This is a genomic window from Vibrio sp. 2304, from assembly GCF_033339475.1.
Lineage (GTDB): Bacteria > Pseudomonadota > Gammaproteobacteria > Enterobacterales > Vibrionaceae > Vibrio > Vibrio alginolyticus.
The window spans coordinates 166163-184963 of record NZ_JAWOUQ010000010.1; the positions used below are offsets into that span (position 1 = coordinate 166163).

At 44.4% G+C, this 18801-nt stretch carries 16 protein-coding genes and 2 tRNA genes; 6 read left to right on the plus strand and 12 right to left on the minus strand.

Annotation, left to right across the window (positions count from 1 at the left end; translation table 11 throughout):
• Window positions 1–62 precede the first annotated feature (62 nt).
• Window positions 63–839: a polyphosphate kinase 2 gene (gene ppk2 / locus R7P64_RS18465; RefSeq protein ID WP_005381743.1), complete on the plus strand. Its 777-nt coding sequence runs from the start codon at window positions 63–65 to the stop codon at window positions 837–839.
• Between the two features lie 62 nt (window positions 840–901).
• Here ppk2 and phoU read toward each other — a convergent pair whose 3' ends face one another.
• Genes phoU through R7P64_RS18485 form a run of 4 tightly spaced genes read right to left on the minus strand, consistent with a single transcriptional unit; the run spans window position 902 to window position 6360 of the window.
• Window positions 902–1600, minus strand: a complete 699-nt coding sequence (gene phoU / locus R7P64_RS18470; protein ID WP_005381744.1) for a phosphate signaling complex protein PhoU — start codon at window positions 1598–1600, stop codon at window positions 902–904.
• Window positions 1601–1630: 30 nt separating this feature from the next.
• The gene (pstB, locus tag R7P64_RS18475) at window positions 1631–2449 is read right to left on the minus strand and encodes a phosphate ABC transporter ATP-binding protein PstB (RefSeq protein WP_005381745.1); all 819 of its coding nucleotides are present in this window, start codon (window positions 2447–2449) and stop codon (window positions 1631–1633) included.
• 2 nt (window positions 2450–2451) lie between these two features.
• On the minus strand, window positions 2452–4125 hold the full coding sequence (gene pstA, locus R7P64_RS18480; RefSeq protein WP_151514535.1) for a phosphate ABC transporter permease PstA: 1674 nt from the start codon (window positions 4123–4125) through the stop codon (window positions 2452–2454).
• A 30-nt stretch (window positions 4126–4155) separates the two neighbouring features.
• Window positions 4156–6360, minus strand: a complete 2205-nt coding sequence (locus R7P64_RS18485; protein WP_318123806.1) for an ABC transporter permease subunit — start codon at window positions 6358–6360, stop codon at window positions 4156–4158.
• A gap of 207 nt (window positions 6361–6567) precedes the next feature.
• On the opposite strand from R7P64_RS18485, the gene ppk1 reads away from it, so the two are divergent.
• Complete coding sequence (gene ppk1 / locus R7P64_RS18490; RefSeq protein ID WP_005381748.1) at window positions 6568–8658, plus strand: polyphosphate kinase 1; 2091 nt, start codon at window positions 6568–6570, stop codon at window positions 8656–8658.
• Window positions 8642–10147, plus strand: a complete 1506-nt coding sequence (gene ppx, locus R7P64_RS18495) for an exopolyphosphatase (RefSeq protein ID WP_053306546.1) — start codon at window positions 8642–8644, stop codon at window positions 10145–10147. The genes ppk1 and ppx overlap by 17 nt, the downstream gene beginning before the upstream one ends.
• A 34-nt stretch (window positions 10148–10181) precedes the next feature.
• On the opposite strand, the gene R7P64_RS18500 is transcribed toward ppx, so the two are convergent.
• From R7P64_RS18500 to phoB, 3 genes are read right to left on the minus strand one after another with little or no spacing between them, the layout of a single operon-like run.
• Entirely contained in the window at window positions 10182–11141 is a 960-nt protein-coding gene (locus R7P64_RS18500) for a PstS family phosphate ABC transporter substrate-binding protein (protein WP_085569938.1), read from the minus strand.
• A complete protein-coding gene (phoR, locus tag R7P64_RS18505; RefSeq protein ID WP_005383667.1) occupies window positions 11141–12439 on the minus strand; it encodes a phosphate regulon sensor histidine kinase PhoR in 1299 nt (432 codons plus the stop codon). Before phoR ends, R7P64_RS18500 begins: the two co-directional genes overlap by 1 nt.
• A 40-nt stretch (window positions 12440–12479) precedes the next feature.
• Window positions 12480–13169, minus strand: a complete 690-nt coding sequence (gene phoB, locus R7P64_RS18510; RefSeq protein WP_005381752.1) for a phosphate regulon transcriptional regulator PhoB — start codon at window positions 13167–13169, stop codon at window positions 12480–12482.
• 224 nt (window positions 13170–13393) lie between these two features.
• Here phoB and rdgC point away from each other — a divergent pair, with 224 nt between their 5' ends.
• The 3 genes from rdgC to R7P64_RS18525 all read left to right on the plus strand — a co-directional run bounded on the left by rdgC (window position 13394) and on the right by R7P64_RS18525 (window position 16131).
• Window positions 13394–14308, plus strand: a complete 915-nt coding sequence (gene rdgC / locus R7P64_RS18515) for a recombination-associated protein RdgC (protein WP_005381753.1) — start codon at window positions 13394–13396, stop codon at window positions 14306–14308.
• 165 nt (window positions 14309–14473) lie between these two features.
• On the plus strand, window positions 14474–15874 hold the full coding sequence (yegQ, locus tag R7P64_RS18520; protein WP_005381754.1) for a tRNA 5-hydroxyuridine modification protein YegQ: 1401 nt from the start codon (window positions 14474–14476) through the stop codon (window positions 15872–15874).
• Window positions 15875–15876: 2 nt separating this feature from the next.
• Window positions 15877–16131, plus strand: coding sequence for a YfhL family 4Fe-4S dicluster ferredoxin (locus tag R7P64_RS18525; RefSeq protein WP_005381763.1), 255 nt, complete (start codon window positions 15877–15879; stop codon window positions 16129–16131).
• Window positions 16132–16173: 42 nt separating this feature from the next.
• Here the strand turns inward: R7P64_RS18525 and R7P64_RS18530 are convergent, their stop codons facing one another.
• The 5 genes from R7P64_RS18530 to R7P64_RS18550 all read right to left on the minus strand — a co-directional run bounded on the left by R7P64_RS18530 (window position 16174) and on the right by R7P64_RS18550 (window position 18651).
• Complete coding sequence (locus R7P64_RS18530; protein ID WP_005381765.1) at window positions 16174–16482, minus strand: hypothetical protein; 309 nt, start codon at window positions 16480–16482, stop codon at window positions 16174–16176.
• Window positions 16483–16805: 323 nt separating this feature from the next.
• On the minus strand, window positions 16806–17642 hold the full coding sequence (mepA, locus tag R7P64_RS18535; protein ID WP_017633932.1) for a penicillin-insensitive murein endopeptidase: 837 nt from the start codon (window positions 17640–17642) through the stop codon (window positions 16806–16808).
• A 12-nt stretch (window positions 17643–17654) separates the two neighbouring features.
• A complete protein-coding gene (locus R7P64_RS18540; protein WP_005381768.1) occupies window positions 17655–17987 on the minus strand; it encodes a DUF1904 domain-containing protein in 333 nt (110 codons plus the stop codon).
• Between the two features lie 475 nt (window positions 17988–18462).
• Window positions 18463–18539 (minus strand) — tRNA-Trp (locus R7P64_RS18545).
• A gap of 35 nt (window positions 18540–18574) precedes the next feature.
• Window positions 18575–18651: transfer RNA gene (locus R7P64_RS18550), tRNA-Asp, on the minus strand.
• Window positions 18652–18801: the final 150 nt, after the last annotated feature.

Consider the following 18801-nt stretch of genomic DNA (forward strand, 5'->3'; position numbering starts at 1 on the left):
AACCTCACGCGCATAGCTTTTGAGTGCTAACATATTGTTTATCAAGGAGTGAGGAAAGGTGTATGTCTAAATTGAAGAAAAAGGAATACGAAAAGGAGCTCAAAAACCTTCAAGTTGAGCTCGTAAAACTTCAAGAGTGGGTCAAACACAAAGGGTTAAAAGTGGTGGTTCTGTTTGAAGGCCGTGATGCTGCGGGCAAAGGCGGGGTGATAAAGCGAATTACAGAAAAGCTAAACCCGCGTGTTTGTCGCGTAGTGGCTCTGCCTGCACCGACAGAAAAAGAAAAAACGCAATGGTACTTCCAACGTTACGTCGCTCATTTACCATCTGCTGGTGAAATCGTTTTATTTGACCGAAGTTGGTATAACCGAGCAGGTGTCGAAAAAGTCATGGGGTTCTGTACTCCAGACGAATACGAGGAGTTTTTACGCTCTTGCCCTGAATTCGAGAGAATGTTGCAACGCTCTGGGATTATTCTGATTAAGTATTGGTTTTCGGTTTCAGACGAAGAGCAGGAAAAACGTTTTCTAGGTCGAATTAATACGCCGATCAAACGTTGGAAATTCAGCCCAATGGATTTAGAGTCACGTCATCGCTGGGCGGAGTATTCGGAAGCAAAAGATAAGATGTTTGCCTATACAGACACGAAAAACTGCCCTTGGTGGGTCGTCCCTTCTGATGACAAAAAGAAAGCGCGCTTGAACTGTATCAGTCATTTACTAAGCCAGATTGATTACAAAGCACTTGAGTACTCACCCATCGAATTACCTGAACTCAATAAAGAAGGTTACGTCAGAGCGCCCATTGATGATCAGACCTTCGTTCCTGATAAATATTGATGTGCTTTCCTTCTCTCTAATAAATAGACCAGCCTAAAAGCTGGTCTATTTATTGAAGTCAGTTACTTCAGTACGTCATCAATACTTTGATCACCTAGATGGCGTACATCTTTCCCTTTCACGAAGTAAATAATGTATTCACAGATGTTCTGGCAGCGGTCCCCCACGCGTTCAATCGCGCGTGCCGACCACATCACTTGCAGAATGTTAGGGATATTTTTTGGATCTTCCATCATGTAAGTCATCAACTGACGAATCACCGCTTCATACTCGGCGTCTAGTTTGTCATCTTGTTTATGCACCTCTGCTGCCGCTTCTACATCCATGCGGGCAAACGCATCTAAAACCTGATGCAGCATATTAATTGCCTGACGGCAGAGAGGCTCTAACGACACTTGGAATTGTCGTTCTTTTGATGATGGGCTTTCGATGGCAACGTAAGCAATGCGTGTCGCCACATCACCGATGCGTTCTAAATCAGTGATCGTTTTGATGATAGCCATGATTAAGCGCAAGTCTTTTGCCGTTGGCTGACGCTTAGCAATAATGCGTGTACAGGCGTCATCGATCGAGACTTCCATCGCATTCACTTTATGATCGTCACGCACAACCTTACGCGCCAGTTCGATGTCTTCTTTATGCAAGGCTTGAATAGCATACGAAAGCTGCTGTTCTACCAAGCCCCCCATGGTTAATACATGAGTACGAATCGATTCTAGCTCTACGTTAAATTGTCCTGAAATATGACGTCCAAAGTGCATGATGTTCCTTATTCCGTATAGAGTCGCGACTTAACCGTAGCGACCCGTAATGTAATCTTCGGTCTGCTTCTTCATTGGCGAGGTGAAGATCGAGTCCGCGTCAGAGTATTCAATTAACTTACCCATATGAATGAATGCAGTATGATCACTCACTCGCGCCGCTTGTTGCATGTTATGGGTAACGATAACAACAGTATATTGAGTCTTCAGCTCATTGATAAGCTCTTCAATGGTTAAAGTTGAGATTGGATCCAACGCTGATGTTGGCTCGTCCAATAACAGGACTTCCGGCTCAATCGCCACCGCCCGCGCAATGACCAAGCGCTGTTGCTGACCACCAGATAAGCCAAATGCGTTCTCATGCAAGCGGTCTTTTACCTCATCCCACAACGCCGCCGAGCGCAAGGATCGCTCCACTGCGTCATCTAAACTGCGGCTGTTTTTTACACCTTGTAAGCGTAAGCCATAAACTACGTTTTCATAAATAGACTTAGGAAATGGATTGGGTCTTTGAAACACCATCCCCACTCGGCGTCGAAGTGTCGCAACATCGACATTAGGATGATAAACATTCTTGCCATGGAGACGCACTTTACCTGTGACTCGACACCCTTCCACTAAGTCGTTCATGCGATTGATGCAACGTAATAACGTCGACTTTCCACACCCTGAAGGACCGATAAAAGCGGTGACTCGCCCTTTGGGAATTCGCATCGAAATATCATGCAGCGCCTGAGTTTGACCATAGAACAGATTAAGGTTCTCGATTGAGATGGCTGTTTGTTCATCCGTTAAATTATGAACATCCAATGGTGGCTCATAACCTAATGTACTATCAAAATTAAACATACTTAATCTTGTCCTAACGTTCTGTATTTTTCTCGTAAATTATTGCGAATACTGATTGCTGTTAAGTTTAGCCCGACAATCACTGTCACGAGTAAGAAAGAGGTAGCATAAACTAATGGTCGCGCCGCTTCGATGTTGGAGGTTTGAAAGCCAACATCGTAAATGTGAAAACCTAAATGCATGAACTTTCTATCCAAATGCACATAAGGGAATTGTCCGTCAACCGGTAAACTGGATGCCAATTTCACGACCCCCACCAGCATCAGTGGCGCTACTTCGCCAGCTGCACGCGCAATCGCAAGGATCAAACCTGTGATAATAGCTGGCGTCGCCATAGGCAAAACCACGCGCCATAGCGTTTCGAACTGAGTTGCACCAAGTGCCAGAGAGCCATGTCGTACGGAGCTCGGAATTCGAGTTAAACCTTCTTCTGTCGTCACAATCACAACTGGAAGCGTCAGCACAGCAAGAGTTAGTGCTGACCATAACAAACCCGGCGTACCAAAGGTTGGTGCCGGTAGCTTCTCCGCATAGAATACGTTGTCGATAGAGGCACCAATCGTATAAACGAAGAAACCTAAACCAAACACGCCATAAACAATCGATGGAACACCCGCTAGGTTTATAACCGCAATACGAATAACTCTGGTTAGAGCGTTATTCTTAGCATATTCATGTAGATAGATAGCGGCGATCACCCCGAGTGGCATCACAATGATCGACATGATGAGTACTAAGAAAACCGTACCAAATATCGCAGGGAACACGCCTCCTTCGGAGTTAGACTCTCTTGGATCTTCAGATAAAAACTTCCAAACCTGTTTTCCCCAATGCATGACTTTATCAGGCAGTGACATTTGGTTTGGATACCAGTAGTCCAAAATATCTTCGAGCGGAATCGATACTTGTGACCCCGTCATATCCTCGGCAATCAAGGCATAGTCAGAGAGCTGAAGTCGTAAACCATCAAGTTGCAAATCTAACGTCGCAAGCGCTTTTTCTATCTGCTCTTTTTTCGTCTGATTTTCCTTTAAGAAGCTTTCTGTCAGCGTGTCATTCAATTCATGCTTGCGCTTTTCTAATCGCAACTGCTCTAGCTTCCAACCAAGCTCTTTAAGCTGATCGACCACCAAAGAATCAATCTCATGGCGCAGAGTTTCTGCATCATCAAGCTTTTTATTTAGTACCGATTGAATATCACTGGTGTATATATTATCGCCATCTTGAAACGCCACCAGCTTACCAAAGAAGTAACCACCACTACTGCGCTCTATCACCGCCCACTCTTTTGGCGTCGTGGGCTCATCCAACTGCATTTGCAATACGGAGATAAAATCGGCGGGATACAACTCTCGGTTAGCGATTTTGATGTTGAGTCGCGTGGCAAAATCTTCATCGTCTTCTAACTGTTGTGCTGCGCTTTCAGGCAAATAACTCTTCGGTACAAAGCTGCGCTCATACACTTGACCAATCAGAATAGTATTTTCATGTAGCACTTCGCCTTGTACAGGAGTCAGCGCTGCAACATTCCACTGATACAAGGGCGCTGGCCAAAAGTAAGTCAGGCCTTTCCAGCCGATAAGGAGTAACAACCCTAATACCGACAACAAACTGATGCTGACTGCACCGCCTGTTAGCCATATCCACGGTGCGCCAGAACGAATCCAATTTAACACGTTATTACTCGCTCTTTATTCAAACCATTATTACAACGCACGGTACTTATCTCTCAGTCTCTGACGAACCCACTCCGCAAGCGCGTTTACTGCAAACGTAAACACAAACAAAATCAATGCAGCTAGGAACAGCAGGCGATAATGCGAACTTCCAACTTCCGACTCTGGCAACTCAACGGCGATGGTTGCCGATAAGCTGCGCAATCCTTCCAAAACATTCCAATCCATTAATGGCGTATTGCCCGTTGCCATTAACACAATCATGGTTTCGCCAACAGCGCGTCCCAGGCCCATCATAATGGCAGAAAAAATACCTGGACTTGCAGTAAGCAAGACAACATAGATTAAAGTTTGCCAAGGCGTGGCCCCTAATGCCAAAGAGCCATCCGATAAATGCTTCGGTACAGAGAAAATGGCATCTTCGGCAATGGTAAAAATCGTCGGGATAACAGCAAACCCCATCGCTAACCCCACCACCAATGCATTGCGTTGATCGTAACCAATACCATGCTCGGTTAAGAATAAGCGCATATCGCCACCAAAGAACGTCTGCTCAATCGTAGGCGAAATCCACACTCCAAGCCCAATCAGTACCAATATGACAGGCATGAGCACTAAAGCATGCCAACCATTAGGCAGACGATTCCGCAAAGGTTGCGGTATTAATGCCCATAGCCCGCCCATAATCATGGTGCTCAAGGGCAAAACAAACAGCATAACGACGATCGTAATCAAATGATCTTCGACAATAGGCGCGAACCACAATCCCGCGAGGAAACCTATGATCACCGTCGGCAGTGCTTCCATTAGCTCAATCGACGGTTTTACTACACGACGCATGCGTGGCGACATAAAGTAAGCCGTATAAATAGCACCTAGCACTGCGAGCGGTACTGAAAACAGCATCGCAAACATCGCCGCTTTTATCGTTCCAAACGCAATAGGTACTAGGCTGAACTTAGCCTCAAAGTTATCGCTCGCCGAAGTCGATTGCCACACAAATTCAGGCTCAGGATACCCTTCGTACCACACTTCTTGCCATAATGAAGACAATGAAATTTCCGGATAGGCACTGTCCACTTCCGCAACATTTAACGCATTATTTTGCCAAGTGATTAAGTAGCGTTCATTGTTAGACATTGCTGCGATTGCGGGCGCTTGATTGTACGCACGCTTAAACAACACCAGTTTTTCACTGGTTGTATAATGGCTTTGCAACGTGCCGTTGGTGTAAAAGCTATAAAATCCTTTTCGATGAGAATCCGGCAACAAATACTTAAGCTCTGACGCCAATTTAAAATCACGAATATGCGTTAACGTGCGTTTTTCTTCTTGCAGCGTATCAAACCATTGCGACACCCGACCATCGTTGTGCGTCACCAAAAGCGAGTAAGCACCAGCCAATAAGTCTATCGTACGAACGGAATGCTTCTTATCACCTTGAGTGAGATCGACCACCTCTCGCACAGCAAATTTACGTGCGGTTTTCTTTAACACGATCAACTCAGAGCCATCGCGCAAATAAAGCGTTTCACCGTCAGGTGTCAATAACACTTGCTGAGGCGTATCAAAACCTGAAGAGAACGTAAAATCAATCGTTGTAGGAGGCGTACCCAAAGACGAAGCCACTTGCCAGCGAGCTTTCACTTCACCGCTTTGTGTCTGCCAAACAACCGTTGGTAAGGGCGTCGAAGCTGCGAATACAAACTGAGTCACAGGATCTTGAGGCGTACTTAGTGTCAGATCCATGCTGGTGTCTAGCTCAATCACTTCCGGAGGACGTGTATTTTCTCTCAACGTGGCATTAAATTCTGGCTTGAAAAGGTTCGCTTTACCCTGCCCATCAACAAATCCATACCAACCTAGCCCAGGAGCAGATTGAGAGAAAGCGACGGGTTTCTGGACGATTTGCTGTGTATACACCGCAGGTTTCGTAGGCTCGTCCATCGACAAATATTGAATCTCACCACTTTGGGTTAGGACGAACGCAAGCTGAGCGTAATCATCCACTGAAATCGCAAGTGGTGTTTCAATATGAGTGGCTCGAATGGCTTGGTTGGTTTTGATCTCCGCATCAGAAAAAAGCGGAATGATCACCATAGCGAGGTAGACAAAGATCAAAATAAGCGCCGCGAGTACGCCGACACCACCGGATGTCACTGCAAGTCGAACTAAACGATCTTTTATCAGTCGTTTCTTATCTTTTTCCTGCAATGAAAACTCGGCTTGTGCCATTTAAATCTCTACCTTTTTTGACTTAGTACTAGAATATGTCGTTAAGATGACAATTATATTACAGATCACATTAAACACCTGAAAAGAATACAACTCTTATGCAATGCGTGGTATGAAATAAATCTGTAATGAAAATCTCATAATGTTCTCACTCATCCATTTTTCCAAGATGAGTACGTATTACTTCACTTTTGGCTAGGTAAGGTTATGAGCGCAGAAAAACTATATATAGAAAAAGAGCTGAGTTGGTTGTCTTTCAACGAACGAGTATTACAAGAAGCTGCCGATAAAACCGTCCCTTTGATCGAACGTATTCGCTTTCTTGGGATCTTTTCCAACAATTTAGATGAATTTTACAAAGTACGCTTTGCGGACGTGAAGCGCAGAATCCTAATCAGCCAAGAGCGCGGTGGCAGTGATAGCCCTAAACGACTGTTAACCAAAATGCAGTCGAAAGCACTAAAGCTTAACGAACAATTTGATGAGCTTTACAGCGAGTTGATTCGAGAAATGGCGCGACGTCGCATTTTCTTGGTCAACGAGCAACAACTGGATGAATCGCAACAAAAGTGGATCGCGAAATACTTCCGTAGAGAGGTAATGCCGCATATCACTCCCCTCCTAATGAAAGACGAGATCGATGTTCTGCAATTTCTCAAAGACGAGTACGCTTACATCGCCGTAGAACTGCGTAAAGAAGAACATTACCAGTACGCTCTGATCGAAATTCCGACCGATCACCTTCCCCGCTTTGTGATGGTACCAGAACAGAAAGGAAAGCGTCGAAAAACCATCATCTTACTTGATAATATTATCCGCCACTGTTTGGACGAGCTGTTCAAAGGCTTTTTTGATTATGATGAGCTTAGCGGCTATGCGATGAAAATGACGCGTGACGCTGAATACGATTTACGCAATGAAATCGAGTACAGCTTGCTTGAACAAATGTCAGAGGGTGTCAATCAGCGACTGACAGCAAAGCCCGTTCGCTTCGTCTACGAACGCGATATGCCGCCTCAAATGTTAGAGTTTCTGTGTAACAAACTTAATATCTCTAACTACGATAATCTTATCCCCGGCGGACGCTATCACAACTTTAAAGACTTCATCGGGTTTCCAAATGTTGGACGAGAATATCTTGAAAATAAACCTCTCCCGCCAATGAAATGTGCCGATTTCGAAGGTTATGCCAACAGCTTTGACGCGATTAAAGCGAAAGATATTCTGCTCTATTATCCCTACCACACTTTTGACCACATTAGTGAGTTAGTGCGCCAAGCCTCCTTCGATCCCAAAGTACTTAGTATCAAGATTAACATTTATCGCGTCGCGAAAGATTCTCGCTTGATGAACTCTTTAATTGATGCGGTGCATAACGGCAAAAATGTCACTGTGGTCGTCGAACTGCAAGCTCGCTTTGATGAAGAAGCCAATATCGAATGGTCAAAAGTATTAACCGAAGCGGGTGTGCACGTCATCTTTGGTGCGCCTGGTCTTAAGATTCACTCAAAGCTACTGATGATTAGCCGCCGCGAAGGTGAAGAAATTATTCGCTACGCACACATCGGCACAGGCAACTTCCATGAGAAGACGGCACGAATTTATACCGACTTCTCCCTGCTTACGGCAGATCAAGAAATCACTAATGAAGTCCGTAATGTCTTCGGTTACATTGAGAACCCATACCGACCAGTGAAGTTCAATCACCTTATGGTATCTCCTCGTAATTCTCGAACCCAAATCTACCGCTTAATCGATAATGAAATTGCGAATGCCAAGCTAGGGAAAAAAGCCGCTCTTACGATCAAGGTCAATAACCTAGTCGATAAAGGCATCGTCAATAAGCTTTATGGAGCAAGTACTTCCGGTGTAAAAATAAACATGATCATTCGAGGCATGTGCTCATTAGTACCGGGCATTGAGGGGATCAGCGACAATATTCGCATCATCAGTATTGTTGACCGCTTTCTTGAGCACCCTCGCGTGGTGATCACCCACAATGATGGCGATCCGCAAGTTTATATCTCCTCCGCAGACTGGATGACAAGAAATATTGATCACCGTATCGAGGTAGCAGTACCAGTCCGTGATCCACGTTTGAAACAGAGAATTATTGATATAACGAATATCCATTTTACCGATACAGTAAAGGCTCGTTTAATAGATAAAGAAATGAGTAACGCTTACGTACCACGAGGTAATCGCAAAAAAGTTCGCTCTCAAATCGCTATCTATGACTATCTTAAAAATATAGAAAAGCAAACTAGAAAACAAAATTCAGATGCCTCAAATACTTGAACAAGATACTCGCTACATTGCCGCGATAGACCTCGGCTCAAACAGTTTCCATATGGTGGTGGCCAAAGTTGTCGGCAGTGACCTACAACTGGTTAGTCGTCATAAACAACGTGTTCGCTTAGCATCAGGACTCGACAGTGAATTGAACTTAAGTCACGCCGCAATGGAGCGTGCGCTAGAATGCTTAGCCATGTTCGCTGAAAGGTTGCAAGGGCTTGATGAGTCAAATGTACGTATCGCCGCCACACACACACTAAGACGCGCTAAAAATGCCCACCTTTTCATCGAGCGTGCGAAAGAAGTGATGCCTTTCCCAATAGAAATTATCCCTGGAGAAGAAGAAGCCCGCCTGATTTACTTAGGCGTCGCGCACACTCAAGTAGAATCCAACTCCAAACTAGTCATCGATATCGGAGGCGGCAGTACCGAGATGATTATTGGACAAGAATTTGAGCCTGAACTTCTCAACAGTAAACAGATGGGATGCGTCAGTTTTACAGAGCAATACTTTAAAAACGGCAAACTGTCAGGAAAAAACTTCAGCAAGGCGATGTTAGCTGCCGAACAAAAACTCGAGTCCATCGCTTCAACATATCGTAAAAAGGGCTGGGATATTGCTCTCGGCTCATCAGGAACCATCAAAGCGATTCAAGAAGTGCTAGTAGGATTAGGTTTTGAAGATGGCCTGATCACAGCGAGTCGACTGGATACACTTATCGAAACTCTGTGTAAATTTGATTCCATTGAAGATATTGAGCTGGCGGGTCTAACAGAAGAACGTAAACCCGTATTCGCAGCAGGCGTAGCGATTTTGTCCGCGATTTTCAAAGCGCTTCGCATTGAGCAAATGTTTTTCTCCGATGGTGCTCTACGCGAAGGCCTGTTGTACGAAATGGAAGAACGTTTCGCACGCTCCGATATTCGCATGCGCACCACAGAAAATTTAGCCAACAAGCACCGAGTCGACTTAGAGCATGCCGCTCGTGTTAAGGGGCATGCACGTGAGATGTTATGTCAGGTACGCTCTGAACTAGGCATTAAGAAAAAGAGTGAGTTATTTGACTTACTAGAATGGGCAGCGTTGCTTCATGAAGTCGGATTAAGTATCAACTTGCGTAGTTTCCATCGCCACTCTTTTTATATTCTGTTGCACTCCACCCTACAAGGCTTCAACCGTGAGCAGCAATTAGTGCTTGCAACATTAGCTCGCTTCCAGCGTAAAGCGCTCAAATTGCAAGAACTACCAGATTTCAACCTCTATAAACAGAGTGACATTATAAGCCTCATCAAAATATTACGACTTTCTATCGTATTAAATGGGCAGCGTAATGAAGATCCATTGCCTGATATCACCTTATCTATCAAAAATGACGAATGGATTCTCACCTGCACAGATGAAGCATGGCTAGAAAACAATAAATTACTTCACGCGGATTTACAGGAAGAACAAGAACGTTGGGACAGCGCGAAGTGGACACTCACTTTCTGATCTCGTACTGTCCATACCTAAATAAAAAGTCGGCTTACAGGCCGACTTTTTTTAACTCTTCTTCTGCAAAGTCTGCCGTAATGGGCACATAACCATCTTTCTCAACCAACGCTTGTCCCTGAGCAGAAAAGATAAAGCGAATAAACTCAGCTTCAATTGGTGTTAATGGGTAATCAGGGTGCTTATTCACGTAAACATATAAGTAACGTGATAGTGGGTACTTACCACTAACAATATGTTCTCGCGTTGGAGTCACGTAGTCATTTCCCATTTTAGCCACAGGGACTAAGCGCACGCCTGCCACTCGATAACCGACACCGGAATAACCAATTCCACTGATGGTTGACGCTACAGCTTGCACAACTGACGCGGAGCCTGGCTGCTCGTTAACTCGAGTCTTGAAATCGCCGCCACACAAGGCATTACTTTTGAAGTAACCATAAGTTCCAGAAACGGAGTTACGACCAAACAACTGTACGTTTCGCTTTGCCCACTGTGATTCAAGACCGAGTTGCTGCCAGTTTGTTACAAATTGACTTTCGCCACAGCGTAGCGTGGCGGAAAACAAAGCATCTAATTGACTAAAGTTAAGACCTTGAATTGGATTATCTTGATGAACAAAAATACCGATTGCATCGATGGCTACCCTAAGCGCCGTTGGCTTGTAGCCATGTTCACGTTCAAACGCTTCAATCTCTCTTAAACGCATAGGGCGACTCATGGGACCAAACTGAGCTGTTTGTTCGGTCAATGCTGGAGGGGCAGTAGAAGAGCCAGACGCTTGGACTTGCGCATTAATATTCGGGTAAATGGATTTAAACTCTTCAACCCAAAGCGTTGTCATACCCGCAAGTGTATCGGAGCCAACAGAGAGCAAGTTCCCGACAATCCCCGTCGTTTTATGATAACTCGGCAATGGTTTATCTTGAGCGGCAGCCATAAAAGAACAAACAAGCGCGAATAAACTGAATGTTTTTGCCAATCGTAAAGCCATTATTTCACCACCAAACGCTCAGGCAATACGAAAGAAAACTTACTGCCCACACCTACTTCACTGTGAATTTCTAAATGAGAGTCATGGTGACTCAGCGCGTGTTTTACAATGGCTAGCCCTAAACCACTTCCTCCAGTATCACGTGATCTTGCTTTATCCACTCGATAAAAACGCTCAGTAAGTCGATGGAGGTGCTGAGGTTCAATACCATCACCACTATCTTCCACCTCTAAGCATGCGCCTTGAGAGGTCTGGAACCAACGAACATTAATGTTCGCACCAGGCGGTGTGTATTTGACGGCATTATAAACGAGGTTAGAGATAGCACTACGTAACTGGTCATCATCGCCCAGCACGCGTAGGCTAGCATCAACATCAAATTTCAATTTATGTTGGTTGTCCCCACTAAGGCTAACCGCCTCTTTTTCTAACACTTCAAGCATCGCGGGCACATTCACGACTTCCTCAAGCTCATGCATAGGTGCCGCTTCAATTTTAGATAGTGTCAGTAGTTGGTTCACCAAACTGTTCATGCGGTTAAGCTGCTCCGTCATGACACCATGAGCTTTGCTCCACATAGGACCCACGACCATATCAGGATCTTCTGTCATCTCAAGATAACCTTGTAGCACCGTCATTGGTGTACGCAGTTCATGAGATACGTTGGCAAAGAAGTTGCGACGCATTCCCTCAAGTTGTTTTAACTGGCTAACATCACGCACCACCATCAAATGTTCACCTTCGGTATACGGTACGATACGTAGTTCTAGCATGCGTTCGACATTGAGTGGTGAACGCATTTCTAATGGCTCTGAAAAGTCTTTCTTGTTGAGGTACTTGATAAAATCAGGTGTACGAATGAGATTGGAGATAGGTTGACCAGAATCTTCTGGCCAATGGAAGCCCAGTAAGTGCTGAGCCAGCTTGTTGCACCAAACAATATTGCCTTCAGCACGGAATACCACTACCGCATCGGGTAGCGATTCTGCACCATTTCGGAATCGACGAATAAGATTAGTAAGCTCTTTTCGTTTGCGGCGTTGGCGCTGTTGTAAGCGATACAACCCATTGAACAAAGATTCCCAATTACCGCTACCAGATGGTGGCGTGAGGCGTTTTTCATCCCATAACCAAGAAGATAAACGTACTTGGTTATGCAAATGCCACACAAGCTGCAATGCCGTAGCAGCCAAAAGCAACCACGGCATATAACCGAATATCCAACCTACTATCACCCATGGGGTGTAAAAAAAAGCCAGCTCCCAGGCCAGCTTTTTCCACGTTAATCTTTCAACCACTCATAACTCCAGAAATGGTACCGATAAGCTGCGTGTTAATTTATGCCTTCGTCGAGAAGCGGTATCCAGCACCACGAACAGTTTGGATCAGCTTATCATGCCCTGCAGCTTCCAATGCTTTACGCAGGCGGCGAATGTGAACATCGACTGTACGGTCTTCGACATACACGTTGGTGCCCCAAACATTGTTTAATAGCTGCTCACGGCTGTATACGCGTTCTTGATGCGTCATGAAAAAATGAAGCATCTTAAATTCTGTAGGGCCCATGTCTAATGGCGCATCATTAGCCGTAACACGGTGCGATACAGGGTCAAGCTTCAATCCCTGTACATCAATTACATCTTCTAGTGCAGTCGGAGTAACGCGACGAATGACCGCTTTTAAGCGTGCAACCAACTCTTTAGGAGAGAATGGCTTAGTAATGTAGTCATCCGCACCAACTTCTAAACCACGCACTTTATCTTCTTCTTCACCACGAGCGGTAAGCATCACAACTGGAATGTTGCGCGTTAATTCCTCTCGCTTCATATGTTTGATGAAGTTAATGCCACTACCGCCTGGTAACATCCAATCCAGTAAAACTAAATCAGGGAAGGGTTCAGCCAGTTTGGTTACTGCAGTATCGTAATCTTCCGCTTCTACCGCTTGGTAACCTTTCTGCTCAAGTACGAAGCACAGCATTTCGCGAATAGGAGCTTCGTCTTCAACAACCAGAATCCTTCTAGACATAATTGAGTAACCTTATGTTCGTTGAGCTAATGAATTTAAGAGACAAAGCGCCTCTCTTTGCATAAGCATTATCACTACCAATTATGACACTTTTGTGACCTTTGAAAACAAATTTTCATATAACTTTCTTTTGAGGTTCATTCGGATATTTTTCATTTCTATTAAGACATCAGCACAAAAATTCCCTATGATTAGTCCCTTGTCATCAAGCCTAGAGAAGATTTATGTGGTTTAAAAACTGTCTGGTATACCGCGTTAACCGCGAGGTTACTTTTAACGCCGAACAACTAGAAACTCAGCTGTCTGAATTCCGATTCACCCCGTGTGGCAGTCAAGACAAACAGAAATTTGGCTGGGTCAGTGCAATGGGTAGACATGGCGATATGATGACTCACGTGTCAGAAAACCGCATTCTGATTTGCGCCAAGAAAGAAGAGAAAATGCTACCTGCCTCTGTGATCAAAGAATCATTGAATGCAAAAGTAGAAGCAATGGAAGCGCAAGAAGGTCGTCCTCTGAAGAAGAAAGAGAAAGACAACCTGAAAGATGACATCGTAATGGATTTACTGCCGCGCGCATTCAGCCGCAGCAGCCACACTCACGTGCTCATCATGCCAAAAGAAGGTTTTATCCTTGTTGATGCAAGCAGCTATAAAAAAGCAGAAGATGTATTAGCATTGCTTCGTAAAACCATGGGTAGTCTACCTGTTGTTCCTGCTATTCCAGAAGTGGCGATTGAAACTACGCTAACCGAGTGGGTGAAAAGCGGTGACACACCTCAAGGTATCAGCATGATGGACGAAGCTGAGCTAAAATCCGTACTTGAAGAAGGTGGTGTGATTCGCTGTAAGAAGCAAGAGCTAACCACTGATGAAATCCGCAACCACATCGCTGCGGATAAAGTCGTGACGAAACTTGCGCTTAATTGGCAAGATCGTATTGAGTTCATTATGACGGAAGATGCGGGCATCAAACGTCTAAAATTCTCTGATGAATTGAAAGATCAAAACGATGATATTCCACGTGAAGATCAAGCAGCTCGATTTGATGCAGACTTCTCTCTAATGTGTGGAGAGTTCAGTGCTTTCCTTCCCAACCTATACGATGCGCTAGGCGGCTTACCGAATCCTAACGCATAATATTGTATAAAGGTTAACCATAACGCCCTCACTTTTTTTGAGGGCGTTTTTCTATCTGAAGCACAATTACCCTAGTCACAGTTCACATTTTGACGTAAAATTTGCGCCCCATTTCCATTAGGTGGAATTGGCCTGACTTGTGATCAGATAAAAGAGAATTGAGCAATGACAACTGAGAAAGCATTCGTGCCTGAGCTACTATCTCCAGCGGGCAGCCTGAAAAACATGCGTTACGCATTCGCCTACGGGGCAGATGCAGTTTACGCTGGCCAACCTCGCTACAGCCTTCGCGTACGTAACAACGAGTTCAACCACGAGAACCTAAAAATCGGTATCGATGAAGCCCACGCCCTAGGCAAAAAGCTTTATGTGGTATGTAACATTCAACCACACAACTCGAAGCTAAAAACCTTCATCCGTGATCTTAAGCCAATCGTAGAGATGGGTCCTGACGCATTGATCATGTCAGATCCAGGCCTAATTATGATGGTTCGTGAAGCTTTCCCAGAAATGCCAATTCACCTTTCTGTACAAGCGAACGCTGTAAACTGGGCGACCGTTAAGTTCTGGGCAGCGAATGGCGTGGAACGTGTGATCGTTTCTCGCGAGCTATCTCTAGAAGAAATCGAAGAAATTCGTGAGCATTGCCCTGAAACTGAACTTGAAGTATTCGTTCACGGTGCATTATGCATGGCTTATTCTGGTCGTTGCCTACTTTCTGGCTATATCAACAAACGTGACCCTAACCAAGGCACTTGCACTAACGCATGCCGCTGGGAATACAAAGTTGAAGAGGGTAAAGAAAACGACGCTGGTGACATCGTAGAGAAATTCGACCCGACGGAAGCACAGCCTGTCGAAGTACAAGACGAGCGTCCTGAAACCACAATTGGTCGCGGCAAACCAACAGATGAAGTCGTTCTGCTTTCTGAAGCGCACCGTCCAGAAGAAAAAATGGCGGCTTACGAAGATGAGCATGGTACTTACATCATGAACTCTAAAGACCTACGAGCGGTTCAGCACGTTGAACGCTTAACTAAGATGGGGGTTCACTCATTGAAAATTGAAGGTCGTACTAAATCTTTCTACTACTGCGCACGTACCGCTCAAGTTTATCGTAAAGCAATTGATGATGCTGTAGCAGGTCGGCCATTCGATGAAAGCCTAATGGGTACACTAGAAAGCCTAGCTCACCGTGGCTACACTGAAGGCTTCCTACGCCGTCATACACACGATACTTACCAAAACTACGATTACGGTTACTCAGTCTCTGATGCTCAACAGTTTGTTGGTGAATTCACTGGCAAACGTCGTGGTGACATGGCTGAAGTAGAAGTAAAAAATAAGTTTCTTGTCGGTGATAGCCTTGAACTAATGACGCCAAAAGGCAATATTGTTTTCACGCTAGAGGCAATGGAAAACCGCAAATCAGAGTCTATTGAAGACGCGAAAGGAAACGGTCACTTTGTATTCATTCCAGTACCAGCAGAGCTAGATTTAGAATATGGCCTATTAATGCGTAATCTAAACTCAGGGCAGGACACCCGTAACCCGACTGGTAAGTAACCATGGCCTTGCTCATTACTGATAAATGCATTAACTGCGACATGTGTGATCCCGAATGCCCCAATGGGGCAATCAGTATGGGAGAGAGCATTTTCGAAATTGATCCAGCGCTATGTACAGAGTGTAAGGGGCATTACGAAAAGCCGACCTGTCAGTCAGTGTGTCCAATTACAAAATGCATAATCACTGATCCGAACCATGTCGAAACTGAAGAGCAGTTGCTTGAAAAATTCGTGATTATTCAAGGGTTAGCATAAGAGCAATTAGGTTCAACTTTGACATCAAAGTTGAACCTTTTCTCAACCTGATTTTTCAATAGGGATAATATTGCAGAATAGCTCTTTTTCAAAATGATACTCTAGTCTCTCACGCCAATTCTCCGCTTGAGAAACAGGTATTAAATAAAAGTTTTCTCGGCTCGTATCAGTAACGAAAGCCATCCCATATTGCATCAGCTCATAATGCACATCATTAACAAAACCCGGATCAAGGCGTTGACGCCCAGTCAGGTGATTCACATCCTCTCGAGTCAAAGAGACTCCTTTAGTATCACTGCTAAATCTGTGTCTTAACCACTCTGCAAATTCTTTTGCACAAATCATAGTCATGGTTTTGTCCTTGATTTACTCTTCTAACAGGAAAAGGGCATATCCCTGCCTTACACACTTGTCTGCGTTGTTATCGCTTTTTAGCCAACTGACAGACATATTGCTAAGAAACCAGAGTATCGTGACGAAAGATCTTTTTCTAAACAGAGAAGTTACAACTTACCCATACTACAACTCTTTGTTTAATTTAGATTTCTATAATATGTCCCCAAAACTAATTGGGTTAGTTTTTGTATTGGTACTATTCAATGTAGACAAAAGTATGATGTTTCTCCAGTTTCATAAAAGAGATCACCAAGTACAGATAAACCTGAAGAGTAACACTAATTAGGATTGATAAGCGGCAAGCATTGAGGTGGAACGACTTTTTTTCGTTTGGGCTTAGAGGTTGTTTTTACCCGTGGAGGGGTATCAATAGGTTTTGCTTTCGGGGCCCAACTTGCAAGCTCCACACCGCAGCCATCGCCTACTGGAGGTGGTGCTTGATCAACACAATAGTCGCTCGAATCAGGACAAGACAACCTGACGTGAAAGTGGTAATGATGCCCCCACCATGGACGTACTTTACGTAACCAAGAACGATCTTTGCCGTTTTCTTGCAAGCAAAGTTGCTCCTTAATAACAGGATGTACAAAAATTCGTGCAACATCCTTACTTTTTGAAGCGTACCGAATTAGCTTAAAGTGCCGTTCTTCCCAGCGATGATTAAGTATGGAATAACCTTTTAAATCCACCACACTCATGGGCTTAGGAAGTTGTAATTCGTTATAAGAAAGCGGTTGGTCAGCAAGTCTTAACCAGATATCGATATCTAACCCGGTTTGATGACTAGAATGACCAGAGGAGAACCTTCCACCTCTAGGTAAAGACAAATCACCAATCAACAGAGTGGTGTTGAGATTTTGATGAGCTTTAAGCGCCAGATTTTCAATAAACTCTATCGTTTTAGGGTGCCCATAGTAGCGCTTCGTTTTACTACGTAAGACTTGATAACCAACGCCATCGAGAGGCAAGGGTAATGCACCATCTAAACAACCGTTAGCATAACTACCAATAGAGGAGGAAGAGTTTCGGGTAGGATTAACCGCAGACTCCCAAGGAGTAGAACATACTGAAGCTGAGAAACATAAACCCAAAGTTACAATGAAACTCAGCCTCATAGCCTTTAACCTTTAGTAGTGTTCGCCATTATCGTAATAAGCTTTAGGAGATAAGGCGGAAAAGATAACTGCAACATCAATGTCGGCACCAGCGATACCGCGCACTTGTTGCGTAATAAGCTTGGCAACTTCATCTTGCACTTCCTGGCCACGGTCGAACCAAAGCACTTCGACAAAAGGATATGCAGCACTCACCTCACCCTCATTGAAAAACGTAGTGTAGATATACTCAAAAGTAAAATCCTCACGCGGACAGTCCATTAGAGGCTGAAGTTCATCCGTAAGAGGTTTTGATAATGCCTGAACAGCTTGTGGCTCTACAGCACGGAATCGAAAATGTGGCATAAACTTACTTCCTAATTATTAGCATCAATGCATGATGATAACAGGAACCAAGTCAGTAATCATCCAAGCCAATGTAACCACTGACCTTTCAATAGATTGTGAATCAGATGTGCTCGATAACGAAGAAAAAGCATTATGAAAATTCGAAGGTAAAACAGAAAGAGCAAAGCGATACATCAACATTTAATAATTACATTACTAGAAAATAAAACTATCTGAAGCAAAGGTATGCCATATTCGTTGGATAAACATACACCTGACGTCGAAACTATACGTTAGGAATAAAAGAGCCCCTGACCTAAGCCAGAGCTTATGAACATGGGAGATAGGTGAAGTGGACCAATATCCCGGAGATATGAACTTTCAATCCCCCGATACTTTGGTATCAGAGGAATCGACAACTCTTCCAACTAGTCAGCTTCTCTTTTCTTCAGATGCAAAAAAGCCCCAGCATTACTGCTGAGGCTTTAGATTATGGCAGGGGTGGAGAGATTCGAACTCCCAACACGCGGATTTGGAATCCGCTGCTCTGCCAATTGGAGCTACACCCCTGTAATTCGTGTTTATTGAGACGACGCTCAAATAAGTGGCGGAGTGGACGGGACTCGAACCCGCGACCCCCGGCGTGACAGGCCGGTATTCTAACCAACTGAACTACCACTCCGCAGTGGTATCACTCGCTTTAATAAGCAAGCGTCCGCTTTTGTCTTCACTTTTCGAAAAAGTGAAAATAAAACTAAAGCCTGGCGATGTCCTACTCTCACATGGGGAAGCCCCACACTACCATCGGCGCTATTTCGTTTCACTTCTGAGT

What these genes read in the sequence shown, in the direction of transcription:
- ppk2 (WP_005381743.1), top strand. Translation starts at nt 63, where the DNA reads ATGTCTAAATTGAAGAAAAAGGAATACGAAAAGGAGCTCAAAAACCTT.
- phoU (WP_005381744.1), bottom strand. Translation starts at nt 1,600, where the DNA reads ATGCACTTTGGACGTCATATTTCAGGACAATTTAACGTAGAGCTAGAA.
- pstB (WP_005381745.1), bottom strand. Translation starts at nt 2,449, where the DNA reads ATGTTTAATTTTGATAGTACATTAGGTTATGAGCCACCATTGGATGTT.
- R7P64_RS18485 (WP_318123806.1), bottom strand. Translation starts at nt 6,360, where the DNA reads ATGGCACAAGCCGAGTTTTCATTGCAGGAAAAAGATAAGAAACGACTG.
- ppk1 (WP_005381748.1), top strand. Translation starts at nt 6,568, where the DNA reads ATGAGCGCAGAAAAACTATATATAGAAAAAGAGCTGAGTTGGTTGTCT.
- ppx (WP_053306546.1), top strand. Translation starts at nt 8,642, where the DNA reads ATGCCTCAAATACTTGAACAAGATACTCGCTACATTGCCGCGATAGAC.
- R7P64_RS18500 (WP_085569938.1), bottom strand. Translation starts at nt 11,141, where the DNA reads ATGGCTTTACGATTGGCAAAAACATTCAGTTTATTCGCGCTTGTTTGT.
- phoB (WP_005381752.1), bottom strand. Translation starts at nt 13,169, where the DNA reads ATGTCTAGAAGGATTCTGGTTGTTGAAGACGAAGCTCCTATTCGCGAA.
- rdgC (WP_005381753.1), top strand. Translation starts at nt 13,394, where the DNA reads ATGTGGTTTAAAAACTGTCTGGTATACCGCGTTAACCGCGAGGTTACT.
- yegQ (WP_005381754.1), top strand. Translation starts at nt 14,474, where the DNA reads ATGACAACTGAGAAAGCATTCGTGCCTGAGCTACTATCTCCAGCGGGC.
- R7P64_RS18525 (WP_005381763.1), top strand. Translation starts at nt 15,877, where the DNA reads ATGGCCTTGCTCATTACTGATAAATGCATTAACTGCGACATGTGTGAT.
- R7P64_RS18530 (WP_005381765.1), bottom strand. Translation starts at nt 16,482, where the DNA reads ATGACTATGATTTGTGCAAAAGAATTTGCAGAGTGGTTAAGACACAGA.
- mepA (WP_017633932.1), bottom strand. Translation starts at nt 17,642, where the DNA reads ATGAGGCTGAGTTTCATTGTAACTTTGGGTTTATGTTTCTCAGCTTCA.
- R7P64_RS18540 (WP_005381768.1), bottom strand. Translation starts at nt 17,987, where the DNA reads ATGCCACATTTTCGATTCCGTGCTGTAGAGCCACAAGCTGTTCAGGCA.